Genomic DNA, 14,776 nt, shown 5'->3' on the forward strand with positions numbered 1-14,776 from the left:
TGCGGCGCAGAAAAATCCGGAATCTTGTCGCCGCAGGGTCAGTTTGCCTAAGGAACGGGCAAAATCTTCAGGCAGTCCTGCCCGCCAGCCGCGCCACGCCCATGACCTCAAGAACCTTCGCCTCGATATGGGCGGCGTTCAGCGCCGAGGTGTCATACATCGCATAAGGCGCGTCGTGATCGACGAAGCGGTCCGGCAGCACCATCGACCGGAAGCGCAGGCCGCGGTCGAAGACAGCTTCATCAGACAGCAGCTGTGCGACATGGCTGCCGAAGCCGCCGACCGCGCCTTCCTCCAGCGTGATCAGCGCATCATGGGTCGCCGCCAGCCGCAGGATCAGGTCGCGGTCCAGGGGCTTGGCGAAGCGCGCGTCGGCAATCGTGGGCGTGATGCCGCGCGCCCCCAGCGATTCGCAGGCCTTCTGCGCCTCGGACAGGCGGGTGCCGAAGGACAAGATCGCAACGCCCTTGCCCTGCTGCACGATGCGGCCCTTGCCGATCTCCAGCACCTGGCCGCGTTCGGGCATCTCGACCCCCGTCCCCTCGCCGCGCGGAAAGCGGAAGGCGATGGGGCCGCTGTCATGGGCGGCGGCGGTGGCGACCATGTGCATCAGTTCCGCCTCGTCCGCGGCGGCCATCACCACCATGCCGGGCAGGTTCGCAAGAAACGCGATGTCATAGGCGCCCGCATGGGTCGGGCCGTCCTGCCCCACAAGCCCCGCCCGGTCGATGGCAAAGCGCACGGGCAGGTTCTGGACCGCCACGTCATGAACCACCTGATCATAGCCGCGCTGCAGGAAGGTCGAATAGATCGCGCAGAAGGGCTTCATTCCGCCCGCCGCCAGACCCGCCGCGAAGGTGACCGCGTGCTGTTCGGCGATGCCCACGTCGAAGGTCCGGCGCGGAAAGCGTTCGGCGAACTGCTTCAGCCCCGTGCCGTCCGGCATGGCGGCGGTGATGCCGACGATCTTGTCGTCGCGCCCGGCCTCGTCGATAAGGGCACGCGCGAAGACGGCGGTATAGCTGGGGGCGTTGGATTTCGCCTTGGCCTGCACGCCGGTGACCATGTCGAACTTGCCCGTTGCATGGCCCCGGTCGGCAGCGTTTTCGGCGGGGGCGTAGCCCTTGCCCTTTTTGGTGACAACATGGATCAGCACCGGCCCGGTCGCCCGCGACTTCACTGTGCGCAGCAGCGGCAGAAGCTGGTCCAGATCATGGCCATCCACCGGGCCGACATAGGAAAATCCCAGCTCCTCGAACAACGTCCCGCCGACGGCCATCCCCTTCAGCATTTCCTTGGCCCGGCGCGCGCCTTCCTGGATGGGCGGCGGCAGCAGGCCGACCGCGCCCTTGGCGGCGGCCTTCAGATCCTGGAAGGGGCCGCGTGTGTAAAGGCTGGTCAGGTATGACGACAGCGCGCCTACCGGCGGGGCGATCGACATCTCGTTGTCGTTCAGGATCACGATCAGCCGCTTGCCCAGGTGGCCCGCGTTGTTCAGCGCCTCGAAGGCCATGCCCGCGCTCATGGCGCCGTCGCCGATCACCGCGATGGCATCGCCCGGATCGCCGCCCAGGTCGCGCGCCACCGCAAAGCCGAGCGCCGCCGAAATCGAGGTCGAGGAATGGCCCGCGCCGAAGGGGTCATAGGGGCTTTCCGTCCGCTTGGTAAAGCCCGCCAGTCCGCCGCCCATGCGCAGCGTGCGGATGCGGTCGCGCCGGCCGGTCAGGATCTTGTGGGGATAGCACTGGTGGCCCACGTCCCAGATGATCTTGTCGCGCGGCGTGTCAAAGACCGCGTGCAGCGCCACGGTCAGTTCCACCACGCCCAGGCCCGCGCCCAGATGCCCGCCGGTGACGCTGACCGCGCTGATCGTTTCCGACCTGAGTTCGTCGGCAAGCTGGTGCAGTTCGCGGTCGCCAAGCGCCTTGAGGTCCGAGGGCAGCTTGACCCGGTCGAGGATCGGCGTCTTTGTCAGGTCGGTCATCGGCTGGCCCTTCGGGCGAAAGATTGCAGGGGCGGGCGTCGTTCAGGTGTCGCGTTCGATAACGAAACGCGCCAATTGGCGCAAGTTTGCAGCGGCCCCGCCATAGGGCGCAAGGGCCGCATCGCCTGATGCGACAAGGCGCGCGGCCTCGGCCCGGGCGCCGTCAAGGCCCAGCAGGGACACGAAAGTGGCCTTGCCCGCCGCCATGTCCTTGCCGACCCGCTTGCCGGTCACATCTTCGTTTCCGGTCACGTCCAGGATGTCGTCGGCGATCTGGAAGGCAAGGCCAAGCGCCTCGGCATAAGCGGCCAGCGGCGCGGGATCGGCATCCGCGATCAGCGGCCCGGCGATGGCGGCAAAGCGGATCAGCGCGCCGGTCTTGCCGCCCTGCAACTGGGTGATCTGGTCCAGCGTCAGCGGGGTGGCGGCCGTTTCAGCCTTGATATCCAGGGCCTGCCCCCAGACCATCCCTGCCCCACCGACCGCCTGCGCGAAACCCGCGACCAGTCGCACGCGCGCAGCCGGATCGCCGACCGCCGGATCGGCCAGCAGCCCAAAGGCCAGCGATTGCAGGGCATCGCCCGCCAGGATCGCGGTTGCCTCGGACCATTTTACATGAACGGTCGGCTGGCCGCGCCGCAGGTCGTCGTCGTCCATCGCGGGCAGGTCGTCATGGACCAGGGAATAGGCGTGCAGCGCCTCGACCGCCGCCGCCACGGGCAGCGCGGCATCGTCGGCCACGCCATGAAGCCGCGCGGATTCCATCACAAGGAAGGCGCGGATGCGCTTGCCGCCATTGCAGGCATAGCCCATCGCGTCGCGCAATTCGCCGGGGGGCAGATCGCCGATGGCGCGGTCAAGCGCGGCCTGAACCTGGGCCCTTACCGCCGTAAGTCGTGCCTGCATCACAGCCCCTCGGCCGGTTCCGTCCCCGTGGGCTGGCCATTGGCCGCAAGGGTGATCTTTTCGACCCGGTCCTCGGCCTCGCGCAGGCGTTTTTCGCAATGCTGGCGCAGGGCCGCGCCGCGTTCGTAAAGGCGGATGGATTCGTCCAGGGACGCATCACCGGTTTCCAGCTTTCCCACGGTGGCCTCGAGTTCCTTCATGGCTTCCTCGAAGCTCATGGTCGCGATGTCGTTCATTCTTGGGCCTCCAGCAGGACTTGGACATGGGCGCGGGCGGACCGGCCCAGGGCCGCCAGATCATAGCCACCTTCCAGGCAGGATACCACCGGAGCCGACAGATCCGCCGCCATGTCGCAGATCATCCGGGTGATGGCCGCGAAATCGCCTTCGTCCCAGTTCAGTTGCGCCAGCGGATCGGCGGCATGGGCGTCGAACCCGGCCGAGACGATCACCAGTTGCGGATCGAAGCCCCGGCAGCGCGTCAGGATGTCGCGCCAGGCCGCCCGCCCTGCCGCGCCGTCCGATCCGGGCGGCAGCGGCACGTTCACCATCTGCCCATGCGCGCCACGTTCCGATGCGGCACCGGTGCCGGGATAAAGCGGCATCTGCTGGCTCGAGGCGAAGAAGGCGCGCTTTTCGTCCCACAACAGATCCTGCGTGCCGTTGCCGTGATGGACATCGAAATCCAGCACCGCCACGCGGTCCAGCCCGTGATGGTCCAGGGCCCGCATTGCCCCGACCGCCGCATTGCCGAAGATGCAGAAGCCCATCGGCGTTTCGCGTTGGGCATGGTGGCCGGGCGGGCGCATGGCGACAAAGGCATTCGCGACCTCGCGCGCAAGCACCGCATCCACCGCCGCCACGGCCCCGCCCGCCCCGCGCAGGGCGGCATCCAGGCTGCCGGGCGACAGATGGGTATCGGCGTCCAGCATCTGCCAGCCTTCCTCGGGGACGGCCGCGCGGATGCGTTCCAGATAGGACTGCGGATGGCAGCGCAGGATGTCGGCCTCGTCGGCGCGCGGCGCCTCGCGCCGGTCAAGGGCCAGGTCTGCAAGCGCGTCAAGGACTGCGGCATGGCGGGCGACCTGCTCGGCATGGCCGGGGGGCGTGATATGGCGTTCGGCGTCGGGATGCGTGAACAGGGCAGTGGTCATGGCGGCCTTTCCTATACGTCCATCTTGCCGATCAGGGGCAGGTCATCCTCGGGTCCGACGCTGTGGCGTTCGATCATCCGGTGGACCAGCGGATCGCTTTCGCCTTGATGCAGGGCACGAAGCGCCACCGCAACCTCGGCATCGGATTTCGTCCGGCGCAGGTTGTGGCGGACATATTCGTCCCAGGTGGCGATGTGATAGCTTTCCGACCATTGGTCGGGATGTTCCAAGTCGCGCAGCAAGGCCCAGTTCCGCGCCCCGTCCCGCCGGCGGATGTTGCGGCGCAGCTGCATCAGGCGCAGGAACTCGGCCGTGTCCTTCTGGGCGATGCGGTAATCCACCATCACCATGATCGGCCCCGACCGCCCGCGCAGATCCAGCCGCAGCGCGGGTTCGCGGAAGCGGTTCACGGGATCCAGATCGGCGGTGCCGAAGTCGGGCGCCTTGAACCAGACCCCGATCACCGCGCCGACCAGCAGCACCACCCCTGCCGCCGTCAGCGCGTCACCCAGGCCATGCGCCCCCGCGATGCCGCCCCAGACCCAGGATCCTGCCGCCATGCCGCCAAAGGTTGCCGTCTGATACAGCGCCAGGGCGCGCGCCACGACCCAGCGAGGGGTCGACAGCTGCACCGTCACGTTGAACAGCGACAAGGCCAGCACCCAGGACGCGCCCGCAGGCAGCAGCGCCAGGGCGTGCAGCCAGACGTTCTGCGTCTGCCCCAGGACGATGGCCGACAAGGCGAAGCCCGCGAAAGCCACCCTCACGATGTTTTCGTTGTCGAAGCGCGCCCGGATGCGCGGGTTCAGCGCCGCGCCCGCAATGGCCCCCACGCCATAGCAGCCCAGAAGCCCGCCGAACAGCATCGACCCGCCTTCGGGATGGGACTTGGCGACCAGCGGCAGCAGCGCCAGGACGGACACGGCGGCGAAGCCGAACAGGGCGGCGCGTCCGATCACCTTTGTCAGGTTCGGCGACAGGAAGACATAGCGCAGCCCGGCGGCCACGGCGGGCAGGAATTCCTCGGGCGGGGCGGTGCGGGGGGCGATGTCGGGGCGCCAGCGGAACAAGGCGCCCAGCAGCGGCACATAGCTGGCCGCGTTGACGGCGAATGCCGCCGCCGCGCCGAAGGCCGCGACGATGAAGCCGCCCGCCGCCGGCCCCACGCTGCGCATCAGGTTGAAGCCGACCGAGTTCAGCGTCACCGCCGCAGGCAGGTCTGCCCGCGGCACAAGATCGCCCATGCTGGCCTGCCAGGGCGGGTTGTAAAGCGCCTGCCCCGCCCCGATCAGAAAGGTGAAGGCCAGCAGCAGCCAGGGCGTCAGCCAGCCCTGCCAGGCCACCACCGCCAGGACCAGGGACACCGCCGCCATGAAGCATTGCGCGAACATCAGGATCGCCTTGCGGTCGAAGATGTCGGCCAATGCGCCGGACACAAGCGCCAGCAGCATGATCGGCAGCGTGTTGGATGCCTGCACCAGGGCGATCAGCGTGGCGCTGTCGGTCAGCTGCGTCATCAGCCAGGCCGCACCCACCGCCTGCACCAGCCCGCCGAAGTTCGACACCAGCGTGGCGCTCCACAACAGGCGGAAATCGCGGTGGCGGAAGGGGGCAAGGGCCGAGGGACGGGAAGAAGTCTGGTCGGTCACGGACACTGTCGCTTTGGGCTTCGGATGCAGCCTAGCCAGCCGCGCGCCGAGGGGCAATCTTCGCCGACAGGTCCTGGCACCGCCCGAAGGTGATGGATTTGCGCCACAGGCTGCTGTCTTCAACGATGGCCATGAAACCAAAACAAACGCAGAATTGTTCCGCCGTCAGCCAATCTTGAACAAACTGCCGCCCATTCGCCACAACGTGACGACGGCTGCCTTCTGGCCTGGATTGCGTGTCTTGACGCCCGGGGTCTGTGACGGGCTCATGAAGCCCTGCGCGAATCACCCCCTGCCCTTGCGGCATTGGTGCTTCGGACGAAAAAATTTGGACGCTGCTGGCGCCCGCGGGCTGCCGTTGCCATGAAGGAAGATGAAGATGCGTCTTGTTACCCTGTTCACGGCGGTTGCCCTGGGGCTTGCCGCATGTGGAAGCAGCCAGCCGATCACGCTGGCCACGCCTACCGTGCCCGAAGCCTATCAGGCGCGTGTGGATACCGGCCCTAACGGAGAGCCGATCCAGATCCCCGCAGTCCGCGCAGCCTACCTGACCGAGCGCAACCAGCGGCAGCAGGTGTCCTATAACGGCCCCGAGGCGCCTGGCAGCATTGTCGTCGATCCCTATGCGCGGGTGCTTTACCTCGTCCAGCCCGGCGGGCAGGCGATGCGCTATGGCGTGGCGGTGGGCCGCGAGGGGACGGGCTATTCCGGGACGGCCACCATCGCGCGCAAGGCTGCATGGCCCAGCTGGCGGCCAACGGACAACATGATCCGCACCCAGCCCGACCTTTACGCGCAATTCGCGGGCGGCCTGTCGGGCGGGATGCACAACCCGCTGGGATCGCGGGCGCTGTATCTGTACGAAGGCGGGCGGGACACCTATTACCGCATCCACGGCACGATGGACCCGTCCTCGATCGGCAAGGCGACCTCGGCAGGCTGCATCCGGCTGTTCAACCAGGACATCATAGACCTGTTTTCGCAAGTCAGCACCGGCACCACGGTGCATGTGCGCAGCCAGGCCGAGAGCCTGCGCTATGAAGGCCCGATGATCGAAACCCCCGAAGGCTATGTCGAGCCTGCAGCGGGCCAGGCGCTTGCGCCCACGACCACCGCGTCGCTGGCGCCCATGTCCCCCGCAACGTCGCAGGTGACGGACCCTTACGCGGTCACCACCATCAGCACGCCCTATAACGCGCCGGTCACGACCATTTCCCCGGTCGAAAGCGCCGTTCAGTAACACGGAAGGCGTGCCGGATGCTGATCGGAAGGCCCCGCAATGCCGGGGCCTTTCCATTTGCAAATCCCGTCGATCTTTCGCAAAATCCGCGCGAAATCAGGCTGCGGCAGGAAACGAGCAATGCCCAACTATAGCAAGCTGGAACAGGAACTGCTGACGCCCGAGCAGCGGTCCTTGCTGGTCAACAGCCGCAGCCCCGCGATCGGGAAGCTGGACGACAGCGGCCTGCAGGACTTGATGGCAGACCTGGAAACGGCCATGGGCCAGGCCGGGCCAAGGGGCCAGAACGGGCAGGTGGTTGCCGCCGACGTGCTTGCCGCCGCGCTGAGGCGGGCCAGGAACGAACGCCGCCGGCGCAAGTCCGGGGGCAAGCCTTCTGCCGACAGTTCTGCGGATGCAACCGCTGCATCGGCCCCGGCCGCCCCCGCCGCGCCTATGCCTGCCGCCAAGGCCCCCAAGCGCAAACCCGCCTCTCCGGCGCGCAAGCCCGCAGGCCGCGAAAAGGCCGAGCATCGCAAGGCGGATCTGCGGACAGGGTCGCGCCGGGTGGTCAAGAAGGCGGCGAAGCTGGCGGCCTCGGTGTCCCCAGATGTCGTGCCCCAGGCTTCTGCCCCGGCTCCGGTGGCACCCGCAACGCAGCCATCCCCGGCGATTCCCCCGGTCGTCATCCCTGCATCGGAGGCCCCGGCGGCCAAGGACAAGGCAGCCCGCAAGGCCGAGAAAGAAGCCGCTAAGGACGCCCGCAAGGCGGCGCGCAAGGCCGAAAAGGATGCCGAAAAGGCTGCGCGCAAGGCCGAAAAGAAATCCGCGCGCCAGGCCGAAAAAGTAGCACGCAAGGAACAGGGCAAGGACGACAAGACCAAGAAGGCGAAAAAGGACAAGGGCAAGCGCAAGGACAAGGGCACCGCCCCGGCGTCCGACGCCTGACCAGGTTCATGGCACGGCCCTTCCATTGGCGTCATCTGGCGTGGCTGCTGTCGATGCTGTCGATCCTGACGGCCCATGCGGTCCAGGCCTTTCCCGGCGTGGATGCCCTGGCCGGCCGCGCACCGGTCCGCCAGTCCGAGTCCTTGCGCTGCACGGATGACGGACGCGATTGCGTCCGGCTGGACCATTATGCAGCCGATGTCTGCAAGCTGATCGAACGAAACGCCGCCGAACGCGACCTGGACCCGAATTTCCTGGCCCGCCTGCTGTGGAAGGAAAGCCGATTCGAACCCGGCGCGATCAGCCCCGTGGGGGCACTTGGTATCGCGCAGTTCATGCCGGGCACCGCCGATCTCTATGACCTGCACGACCCCTTCAACCCGGCCCAGGCGATTCACAAGGCGGCCTGGTATCTGCGCCACCTGACCGATGTCTTCGGCAATATCGGCCTTGCCGCTGTCGCCTATAACGGCGGCGAGAACCGGGCGGCGCGCTTTATCGCCCGCAACGGCGGCCTGCCCTATGAAACGCAGGACTATGTCGCCTCGATCACCGGGTTCGAGGCGCTCCGCTGGCGCGACAACCCGCCGCCCGAAGCCGAACTGAAGCTGGCGCTTGATCCCGACATGGCATTCCGCCCGGCCTGCGAGAAATTGGCGGGTGACCGCAAGCTGCGCGAATTCATGATCCAGCCCAAGGTCTTTCCCTGGGGCGTGATCGTGGCCAGCCATCCCAGCCAATCGGGCGCGATCCAACAGGTGGCCCGCCTGAACCGCAGCTTGCGCCCGATCCTGGGCGACAAGCAGGTGGGCTATGTCCGCAAGCGCCTGACCGGGATGCCCCGCGCCGTTTATACCGCCCAGGTCGGCTGGGACAGCCGGCGCGAGGCCGCCGCCTTCTGCAACCGCTTCAAGCAGTTGGGCGGGCGGTGCATCGTGTTGCGGAATTAGCGGAAGCAGGGATGGTGCGTGCGAGCACGCACCGTACCGGACGCCTCGCCAGACCGTAGGGTGCGTGCTTGCACGCACCGGCATTCTACAACCCGTTCAACCGCGCGAAGGTCTGGTCATAGCGTCCCTCGGCCTCGGCCTTGGACAGGAAATCCAGTCGCTTGACGCCGACCAGCGGGGGCGTCGGATCCTGGCCTAGGATGCCCATCACCTCGTCGATGAAGTCGGCCAGCGGCATGGCATTCGGGTCCGTGGCATGGCCGGGCATCAGATCCGTCTGGACGGCGGGCGGCGCAAGCTCCAGCACCTCGACCCCGGTGTCCCGCAGTTGGGCGCGCAGGGATTGCGACCAGGAATGGATTGCGGCTTTCGTGGCCGAATAGGTGGGCGTCCGCACCAGCGGCACGAAGGCCAGGCCCGACGACACCGTCATGATCGTCGCGCGCGGCTGTTCCAGCAGATGCGGCATCAGCGCCGCCGTCAGCCGGATGGGGCCCAGCAGGTTGGTGACCACCGTCGCCTCTGCCGTATCCAGGAAATCGCCCGTCACGTCCTCGGCCACCATGATCCCGGCGTTGTGGATCACGACGTTCAGCGCCGGATGATCCGCCGCGATCCGCGCGGAGAAGGCGCGGACGGCTTCGGCATCGGCCACGTCCAGGGGATGGCCGATCATGCCGGGATGGTCCGCAGTGATCTGGTCCAGAAGCGCTGCGCGGCGGCCGGTGATGATGACGGTGTTGCCTGCGGTATGGAACCGCTGCGCCAGGGCAAGCCCGATCCCCGAAGTGCCGCCGGTCAGAAGGATGGTGTTTCCGCTGTTCTGCATCGCTTGTCCTTTCTGTTGGATGGGCTAGATATGGCCCCATCTGCTTTCTTTTCGGAAGAAGGCACCGCAAAGATTTATACTTACCTGATGGAGAGTGTCTTGCCGCCATCCCCGCCCCTGGCCGAAATCGATCCCCGCGTGACGCAACTGGTCAACGAGTTGATCGGCCGGGTCGCCGACAAATGGACCATGCTGATCCTCGAGGAACTGACGGAAGGCGGCACGATGCGCTTTTCCGCCATCGGCCGCGCGGTGCCGGGCATCAGCCAGAAGATGCTGACCCAGACCCTGCGGCAGATGGAGCGCGACGGATTGCTGACGCGGACGGTCCATCCGGTGATCCCGCCGCGCGTGGACTATCGACTGACCGACCTGGGCTTGGGCCTGGCCGAGGCTTTTTGCGGCGTCTGGCAATGGGCCGAGACGCATCTTGATCGGATCGAGGCCTCGCGCCGCGATTTCGACCAGCGGGCTTAAAGAAAGCTCTGCGGGTCCACATCCACTGACAGGCGCAAGTTGGCCGGCACCTTGTGCGGGGCCAGCCAGTCGGCGATGGCGGACTGGATCGGCGCCTGGCGCGGGGCCTGGATCAGCATCCGCATCCGGTGCCGCCCCCTGATGCGGGCGATGGGCGCGGGGGCCGGTCCCCATAATTGCGCGCCCGCCTGTTCCAGCGGCCCGGCATGGGCTGCCAGATGGCGCGCGAAATCATTCACCACGCCCAGGTCGGGATGGGACAGGATGATCCCCGCCAGCCGGCCGAAGGGAGGCATCCCGGTGGCCTGGCGTCCCGCCGCCTCGGCGTTCCAGAAGGCCTCGTCCTCGCCCGACAGGATGGCGCGGATCACCGAATGGTCGGGTTGATGGGTTTGCAGCAGCGCCATGCCCGGCGCAGCGCCCGACATCCGGCCTGCCCGGCCCGCCACCTGCCGCATCAACTGGAAGGACCGTTCGGCCGCGCGCAGATCCGCGCCCTGCAGGCCCAGGTCGGCGTCGATCACGCCCACCAGCGACAGGCGCGGGAAGTTGTGGCCCTTGGCGACGATCTGGGTGCCGATGATGATCTGGGTGTCGCCGTTGGCGATCTCGGCAATGGTGTCCTTCAGCGCGCGCGCGGAATGGAACAGATCCGACGACAGAACCGTGGCCTTGGCATCGGGGAACCGGGCGGCGACCTCTTCCGCGATGCGCTCCACTCCGGGGCCGATGGGGGCCAGCTTGCCTTCGACCTTGCAGGACGGGCAGGCAAGGGGAATTGGCCGCGTTTCGCCGCATTGGTGGCAGATCAGGCGGTTCTGGAAGCGGTGCTCCACCATCCGCGCGTCGCATTGGTGGCAGGCGATCTGTTCGCCGCAGGCCCGGCAGACGGTGACGGGCGCAAAGCCCCGCCGGTTCAGGAACAGAAGCGACTGTTCCCCCTTGGCGATCCGCGCATCCACCGCCCCCGCCAGCGTGGGCGAGATCCAGCGGCCCGAGGGCATCTCCTCGGCCCGCAGGTCGATGGCGGCCATGTCGGGCAGTTCGGCGGCCCCGTACCGGCTGCGCAGATCCAGCCGCCGATACTTGCCCATGCCCGCGTTCACCCAGCTTTCCAGGGACGGCGTGGCGGATGCCAGAACCACCTGCGCCCTGTTGATGGATGCGCGCAGCACCGCCATGTCGCGGGCGCTGTAATAGACCACGTCCTCCTGCTTGTAGCTGCTGTCATGTTCCTCATCGACGACGATCAGGCCCAGGTCGCGGAAGGGCAGGAACAGCGCGGACCGGGCGCCCACGACCATCCCCACCTCTCCCCTGCCCGCCATGTGCCATAACCGGCGGCGTTCGGTGCGGGTGATGCCGCTGTGCCATTCGCCGGGGCGCGCGCCGAAGCGGGCCTCGACCCGGTCCAGGAACTCGGCCGAAAGCGCGATTTCCGGCAGCAGCACAAGCGCCTGACGGCCCTGCGCCAGGCATTCGGCGACGGCTTCCAGGTAAACCTCGGTCTTGCCGGATCCGGTGACGCCGCGCAGCAGGGTGGTGCCATAGCCGCCCGCCCTGATCGCCCCGCGCAGGCTGTCGGCGGCTGCCTGCTGGTCGGGGTCAAGCGGCTTGCCGGGGCGCAGGGGGTCCAGCCGGGGATAGGGCAGGTCACGCGGGGCCTCGATCTCGGCCAGGGTGCCCGCCGCGACAAGACCTTTGACCACCGCCGTGCCCACTCCGGCCAACTGCGCCAGCTCGGACGGCGCAAAGCTGGCCCCGCCATGATCGGCCACGACCTGCATCACACGTTCCCGCGCCTCGGTCATGCGGGTTGGGGGCGAACCGCCCGGCACAATCACCCGGCGGGCGGCGGGGGGCTGGTCCAGGTCCGGCGCGCGGGTTGCCATGCGCAGCATCAGGGGCAGCGGCGTCAGGGTATAGTCGGCGGCGCGCGTCAGGAAATCGAGGAAACCTGCGTCGAAAGGCTCGGCATCCAGCACGCGGGCCACGGGGCGCAGCTTGGCCAGGTCGAAATCGCCCAGGCCCGGCCCCCAGACCAGCCCCACGACCCGGCGCGGCCCCAGCGGCACCAGCACAAGCTGGCCCTGCGCCACGCCGCCATCGGGCGCCAGGTAATCCAGCACGCCCACCGGCTCGACCGTCAGGACGCCGATCCGGGCGCGGGCTTCGAAAAAGGCGGGCTGGGTTTTCATCGCCCTTGATAAAGACCTCTGCCGCCCCCGTTGCAAGCCCGCCCTTTCGGCGGACGGGGTTTTGCGCTATCACCCCAGCGAACCGCCTTACCGGAGCAGGACCATGAAATTCTTCCTTGATACCGCCGATGTGGACGCCATCCGCGAATTGAACGAACTGGGCATGGTCGATGGCGTGACCACGAACCCGTCGCTGATCCTGAAGGCCGGCCGCAACATCGAGGAAGTCACCCGCGAGATCTGCGAGATGGTCAGCGGCCCGGTGTCCGCCGAGGTCGTGGCCGACAAGGCCGAGGACATGATCCGCGAAGGCCGCCACCTGGCGCAGATCGCGCCCAACATCGCCATCAAGGTGCCGCTGACCTGGGACGGGCTGAAGGCCTGCCGGACCTTTGCCGACGAAGGCCACATGGTCAACGTGACGCTGTGCTTCACCCCGGCGCAGGCGATCCTCGCCGCCAAGGCCGGCGCCACCTTCATCAGCCCCTTCGTGGGCCGGCTGGACGACATCGGCCTGGACGGCGTGGACCTGATCGCCGACATCCGCGAAATCTATGACAACTATGGCTACGAGACCCAGATCCTCGCGGCCTCGATCCGCTCGGTCAGCCATATCATCGAAGTGGGCAAGATTGGCGCCGACGTGATCACCGCGCCCCCCGCCGTCATCAAGTCGATGGCGAAACATGTCTTGACGGACAAGGGGCTTGAGCAGTTCACTGCCGACTGGGCAAAGACCGGTCAGAAGATCGGCGGGTAACGCAAAGGGGCAGGCATGGCGTCGGAACAGCAGGCGGTTCTGGATTCGGAAACGCGCGACAGGCTTCTGGCCGATCCCGGCGTCATCCTGGCAGACCGCGACCTGATGCGCGCCCTTGTCGCCGCGCGCGAGGCCGAGGCCGGCGACAACGTCATCGACATCCGGGGCCGCGCGATGGAGGCCCTGGAGACACGCCTGGACCGGCTGGAAACCCAGCATGAAAGCGTGATCGCCGCGGCCTTCGACAACCAGTCGGGCACGGCGGTCATCCACCGCGCCGTGATCGGGCTTCTGGAAACAGCGGACCTGGCCGAACTGGTGGACAGCCTGCAATCCGACATCGCGCCGCTTTTGCGGATCGAGACGCTGCGGCTGGTGGTCGAACCCGATCCCGCCATCCCCGGCCTGCCCGAGGACGCGGTGGTCGTGCCGGACGGTGCCATCGGCCGGATCATCGCGGCCGGGCGGCGCACGCCCAGGGGCGACGACATCGTCCTGCGCCCGTCGTCGCCCATCACCCAGCCCCTGCACGGCCGCGCCGTCGCATCCGAGGCGATGATCCCCATAGACCTCGGCGCGCGGCGTCCCCGCGCCATGCTGCTGATGGGCAGCGGCGACAAGACCCGCTTCATGCCGGCCCACGGCACCGACCTTTTGCGCTTCTTCGCGCAGGTCTTCCGCCTGGTGCTGCTGGCGCGGCTGCGCGGATGACCGCCCCCGCGGCGCCCGGCCCCCTGGCGCTCGCCCCGGCGATGGCCGATGCCCTGGCCCGCTGGCTGGAAGTCGAGGCCGCGACCCGCGACCGGTCGGATCATACCATTTCCGCCTATCGCAGCGATCTGCTGGCCTTTCTGGCCTTTCTGGGCGGCCATCATGGCCAGCCCGCCACGCCGAAGTCCCTGGCCGATCTTCGCCAGACCGACATGCGCGCTTTCGCAGCCGCCGAACGCGCGCGGGGACTGGGCGCGCGGTCGCTGGCCCGGCGGCAGTCGGCGGTGCGCAGCTTCCTGCGCTGGATCTCGGATCGCGAAGGGCACGACCTGTCCGCCGCCCTGTCCACGCGCAGCCCGAAATACACGCGCTCCCTACCCCGCCCGCTGACCCCGCTGCAGGCGCAGGACACGCTGGACATGGTGGCCGTCCAGCACGACACCCCCTGGGTGGCGGCGCGGGACGGGGCGGTGCTGACGATGCTCTGGGGCTGCGGGCTGCGGATTTCCGAGGCGCTGTCGCTGAACGGCGCCGACTGGCCCTTCCGCGACAGCCTGACCATCACCGGCAAGGGCGGGCGGCAGCGCCGGGTGCCGGTCCTGCCGGTGGCGCGGGATGCGGTGGCCGAATACCTGCGCCTGTCCCCCTGGCCGCTGGCGGCCGACCAGGCGCTGTTCCGGGGCGTGCGCGGCGGGCGGCTGTCGATGTCGGTGATCGAGCAGGCGATGGCGGGTGCCCGTGCCGCGCTTGGCCTGCCGCCCACCGCCACACCCCATGCGCTGCGCCATTCCTTTGCCACGCATCTGCTGGCGGCCGGGGGCGACCTGCGCACCATCCAGGAACTGCTGGGGCATGCGAACCTGTCCACGACCCAGGTCTATACCGGGGTCGACGACGCGCATCTGATGGCCGTCTATCAGGCCGCACACCCTCGTGGCTGAGGGCGAACCCCGGCCCGCCCTGCCGCGTTCAGCGTCCAGCTTCAGAAGGAT

14 protein-coding genes are annotated in these 14,776 nt (G+C 68.0%); 7 read left to right on the forward strand and 7 right to left on the reverse strand.

Annotated elements, in window-relative coordinates; genetic code table 11:
• Positions 1–67: 67 nt before the first annotated feature.
• Genes dxs through IE224_RS12500 form a run of 5 tightly spaced genes read right to left on the reverse strand, consistent with a single transcriptional unit; the run spans position 68 to position 5,692 of the window.
• A complete protein-coding gene (gene dxs, locus IE224_RS12480) occupies positions 68–1,984 on the reverse strand; it encodes a 1-deoxy-D-xylulose-5-phosphate synthase (protein WP_191310811.1) in 1,917 nt (638 codons plus the stop codon).
• 42 nt (positions 1,985–2,026) lie between these two features.
• Entirely contained in the window at positions 2,027–2,890 is an 864-nt protein-coding gene (locus IE224_RS12485) for a polyprenyl synthetase family protein (RefSeq protein ID WP_191310813.1), read from the reverse strand.
• A complete protein-coding gene (locus tag IE224_RS12490) occupies positions 2,890–3,126 on the reverse strand; it encodes an exodeoxyribonuclease VII small subunit (protein WP_154764573.1) in 237 nt (78 codons plus the stop codon). Before IE224_RS12490 ends, IE224_RS12485 begins: the two co-directional genes overlap by 1 nt.
• Positions 3,123–4,043: a histone deacetylase family protein gene (locus tag IE224_RS12495; protein WP_191310815.1), complete on the reverse strand. Its 921-nt coding sequence runs from the start codon at positions 4,041–4,043 to the stop codon at positions 3,123–3,125. Before IE224_RS12495 ends, IE224_RS12490 begins: the two co-directional genes overlap by 4 nt.
• A gap of 11 nt (positions 4,044–4,054) precedes the next feature.
• Positions 4,055–5,692, reverse strand: a complete 1,638-nt coding sequence (locus IE224_RS12500; protein ID WP_191310817.1) for an MFS transporter — start codon at positions 5,690–5,692, stop codon at positions 4,055–4,057.
• A gap of 379 nt (positions 5,693–6,071) precedes the next feature.
• Between IE224_RS12500 and IE224_RS12505 the strand changes: the two genes are divergently transcribed.
• The 3 genes from IE224_RS12505 (at position 6,072) to IE224_RS12515 (ending at position 8,809) form a co-directional block, all read left to right on the forward strand.
• Positions 6,072–6,932, forward strand: a complete 861-nt coding sequence (locus IE224_RS12505) for a L,D-transpeptidase (RefSeq protein WP_167621046.1) — start codon at positions 6,072–6,074, stop codon at positions 6,930–6,932.
• A gap of 120 nt (positions 6,933–7,052) precedes the next feature.
• Entirely contained in the window at positions 7,053–7,859 is an 807-nt protein-coding gene (locus IE224_RS12510; RefSeq protein ID WP_191310819.1) for a hypothetical protein, read from the forward strand.
• Positions 7,860–7,867: 8 nt separating this feature from the next.
• Positions 7,868–8,809: a lytic transglycosylase domain-containing protein gene (locus tag IE224_RS12515; RefSeq protein WP_191310821.1), complete on the forward strand. Its 942-nt coding sequence runs from the start codon at positions 7,868–7,870 to the stop codon at positions 8,807–8,809.
• 85 nt (positions 8,810–8,894) lie between these two features.
• On the opposite strand, the gene IE224_RS12520 is transcribed toward IE224_RS12515, so the two are convergent.
• Positions 8,895–9,638, reverse strand: a complete 744-nt coding sequence (locus tag IE224_RS12520; RefSeq protein WP_191310823.1) for an SDR family oxidoreductase — start codon at positions 9,636–9,638, stop codon at positions 8,895–8,897.
• A gap of 99 nt (positions 9,639–9,737) precedes the next feature.
• On the opposite strand from IE224_RS12520, the gene IE224_RS12525 reads away from it, so the two are divergent.
• A complete protein-coding gene (locus IE224_RS12525) occupies positions 9,738–10,115 on the forward strand; it encodes a winged helix-turn-helix transcriptional regulator (RefSeq protein WP_229849367.1) in 378 nt (125 codons plus the stop codon).
• Here IE224_RS12525 and IE224_RS12530 read toward each other — a convergent pair.
• Positions 10,112–12,313, reverse strand: a complete 2,202-nt coding sequence (locus IE224_RS12530; protein WP_191310827.1) for a primosomal protein N' — start codon at positions 12,311–12,313, stop codon at positions 10,112–10,114. The two genes, IE224_RS12525 and IE224_RS12530, sit on opposite strands and share 4 nt — an antisense overlap.
• A gap of 103 nt (positions 12,314–12,416) precedes the next feature.
• Between IE224_RS12530 and fsa the strand changes: the two genes are divergently transcribed.
• Genes fsa through IE224_RS12545 form a run of 3 tightly spaced genes read left to right on the forward strand, consistent with a single transcriptional unit; the run spans position 12,417 to position 14,725 of the window.
• The gene (gene fsa / locus IE224_RS12535) at positions 12,417–13,073 is read left to right on the forward strand and encodes a fructose-6-phosphate aldolase (RefSeq protein ID WP_167621040.1); all 657 of its coding nucleotides are present in this window, start codon (positions 12,417–12,419) and stop codon (positions 13,071–13,073) included.
• A gap of 15 nt (positions 13,074–13,088) precedes the next feature.
• Positions 13,089–13,784, forward strand: coding sequence for a DUF484 family protein (locus IE224_RS12540; protein ID WP_167621039.1), 696 nt, complete (start codon positions 13,089–13,091; stop codon positions 13,782–13,784).
• The gene (locus tag IE224_RS12545) at positions 13,781–14,725 is read left to right on the forward strand and encodes a tyrosine recombinase XerC (protein ID WP_191310829.1); all 945 of its coding nucleotides are present in this window, start codon (positions 13,781–13,783) and stop codon (positions 14,723–14,725) included. Before IE224_RS12540 ends, IE224_RS12545 begins: the two co-directional genes overlap by 4 nt.
• Positions 14,726–14,776 lie beyond the last annotated feature (51 nt).

The organism is Paracoccus aerius (assembly GCF_014656455.1).
GTDB lineage: Bacteria > Pseudomonadota > Alphaproteobacteria > Rhodobacterales > Rhodobacteraceae > Paracoccus > Paracoccus aerius.

Bases quoted from the DNA above. Each gene is read 5' to 3' on its own strand.
- dxs (WP_191310811.1), bottom strand. From the start codon at position 1,984: ATGACCGACCTGACAAAGACGCCGATCCTCGACCGGGTCAAGCTGCCC.
- IE224_RS12485 (WP_191310813.1), bottom strand. From the start codon at position 2,890: ATGCAGGCACGACTTACGGCGGTAAGGGCCCAGGTTCAGGCCGCGCTT.
- IE224_RS12490 (WP_154764573.1), bottom strand. From the start codon at position 3,126: ATGAACGACATCGCGACCATGAGCTTCGAGGAAGCCATGAAGGAACTC.
- IE224_RS12495 (WP_191310815.1), bottom strand. From the start codon at position 4,043: ATGACCACTGCCCTGTTCACGCATCCCGACGCCGAACGCCATATCACG.
- IE224_RS12505 (WP_167621046.1), top strand. From the start codon at position 6,072: ATGCGTCTTGTTACCCTGTTCACGGCGGTTGCCCTGGGGCTTGCCGCA.
- IE224_RS12510 (WP_191310819.1), top strand. From the start codon at position 7,053: ATGCCCAACTATAGCAAGCTGGAACAGGAACTGCTGACGCCCGAGCAG.
- IE224_RS12515 (WP_191310821.1), top strand. From the start codon at position 7,868: ATGGCACGGCCCTTCCATTGGCGTCATCTGGCGTGGCTGCTGTCGATG.
- IE224_RS12520 (WP_191310823.1), bottom strand. From the start codon at position 9,638: ATGCAGAACAGCGGAAACACCATCCTTCTGACCGGCGGCACTTCGGGG.
- IE224_RS12530 (WP_191310827.1), bottom strand. From the start codon at position 12,313: ATGAAAACCCAGCCCGCCTTTTTCGAAGCCCGCGCCCGGATCGGCGTC.
- fsa (WP_167621040.1), top strand. From the start codon at position 12,417: ATGAAATTCTTCCTTGATACCGCCGATGTGGACGCCATCCGCGAATTG.
- IE224_RS12540 (WP_167621039.1), top strand. From the start codon at position 13,089: ATGGCGTCGGAACAGCAGGCGGTTCTGGATTCGGAAACGCGCGACAGG.
- IE224_RS12545 (WP_191310829.1), top strand. From the start codon at position 13,781: ATGACCGCCCCCGCGGCGCCCGGCCCCCTGGCGCTCGCCCCGGCGATG.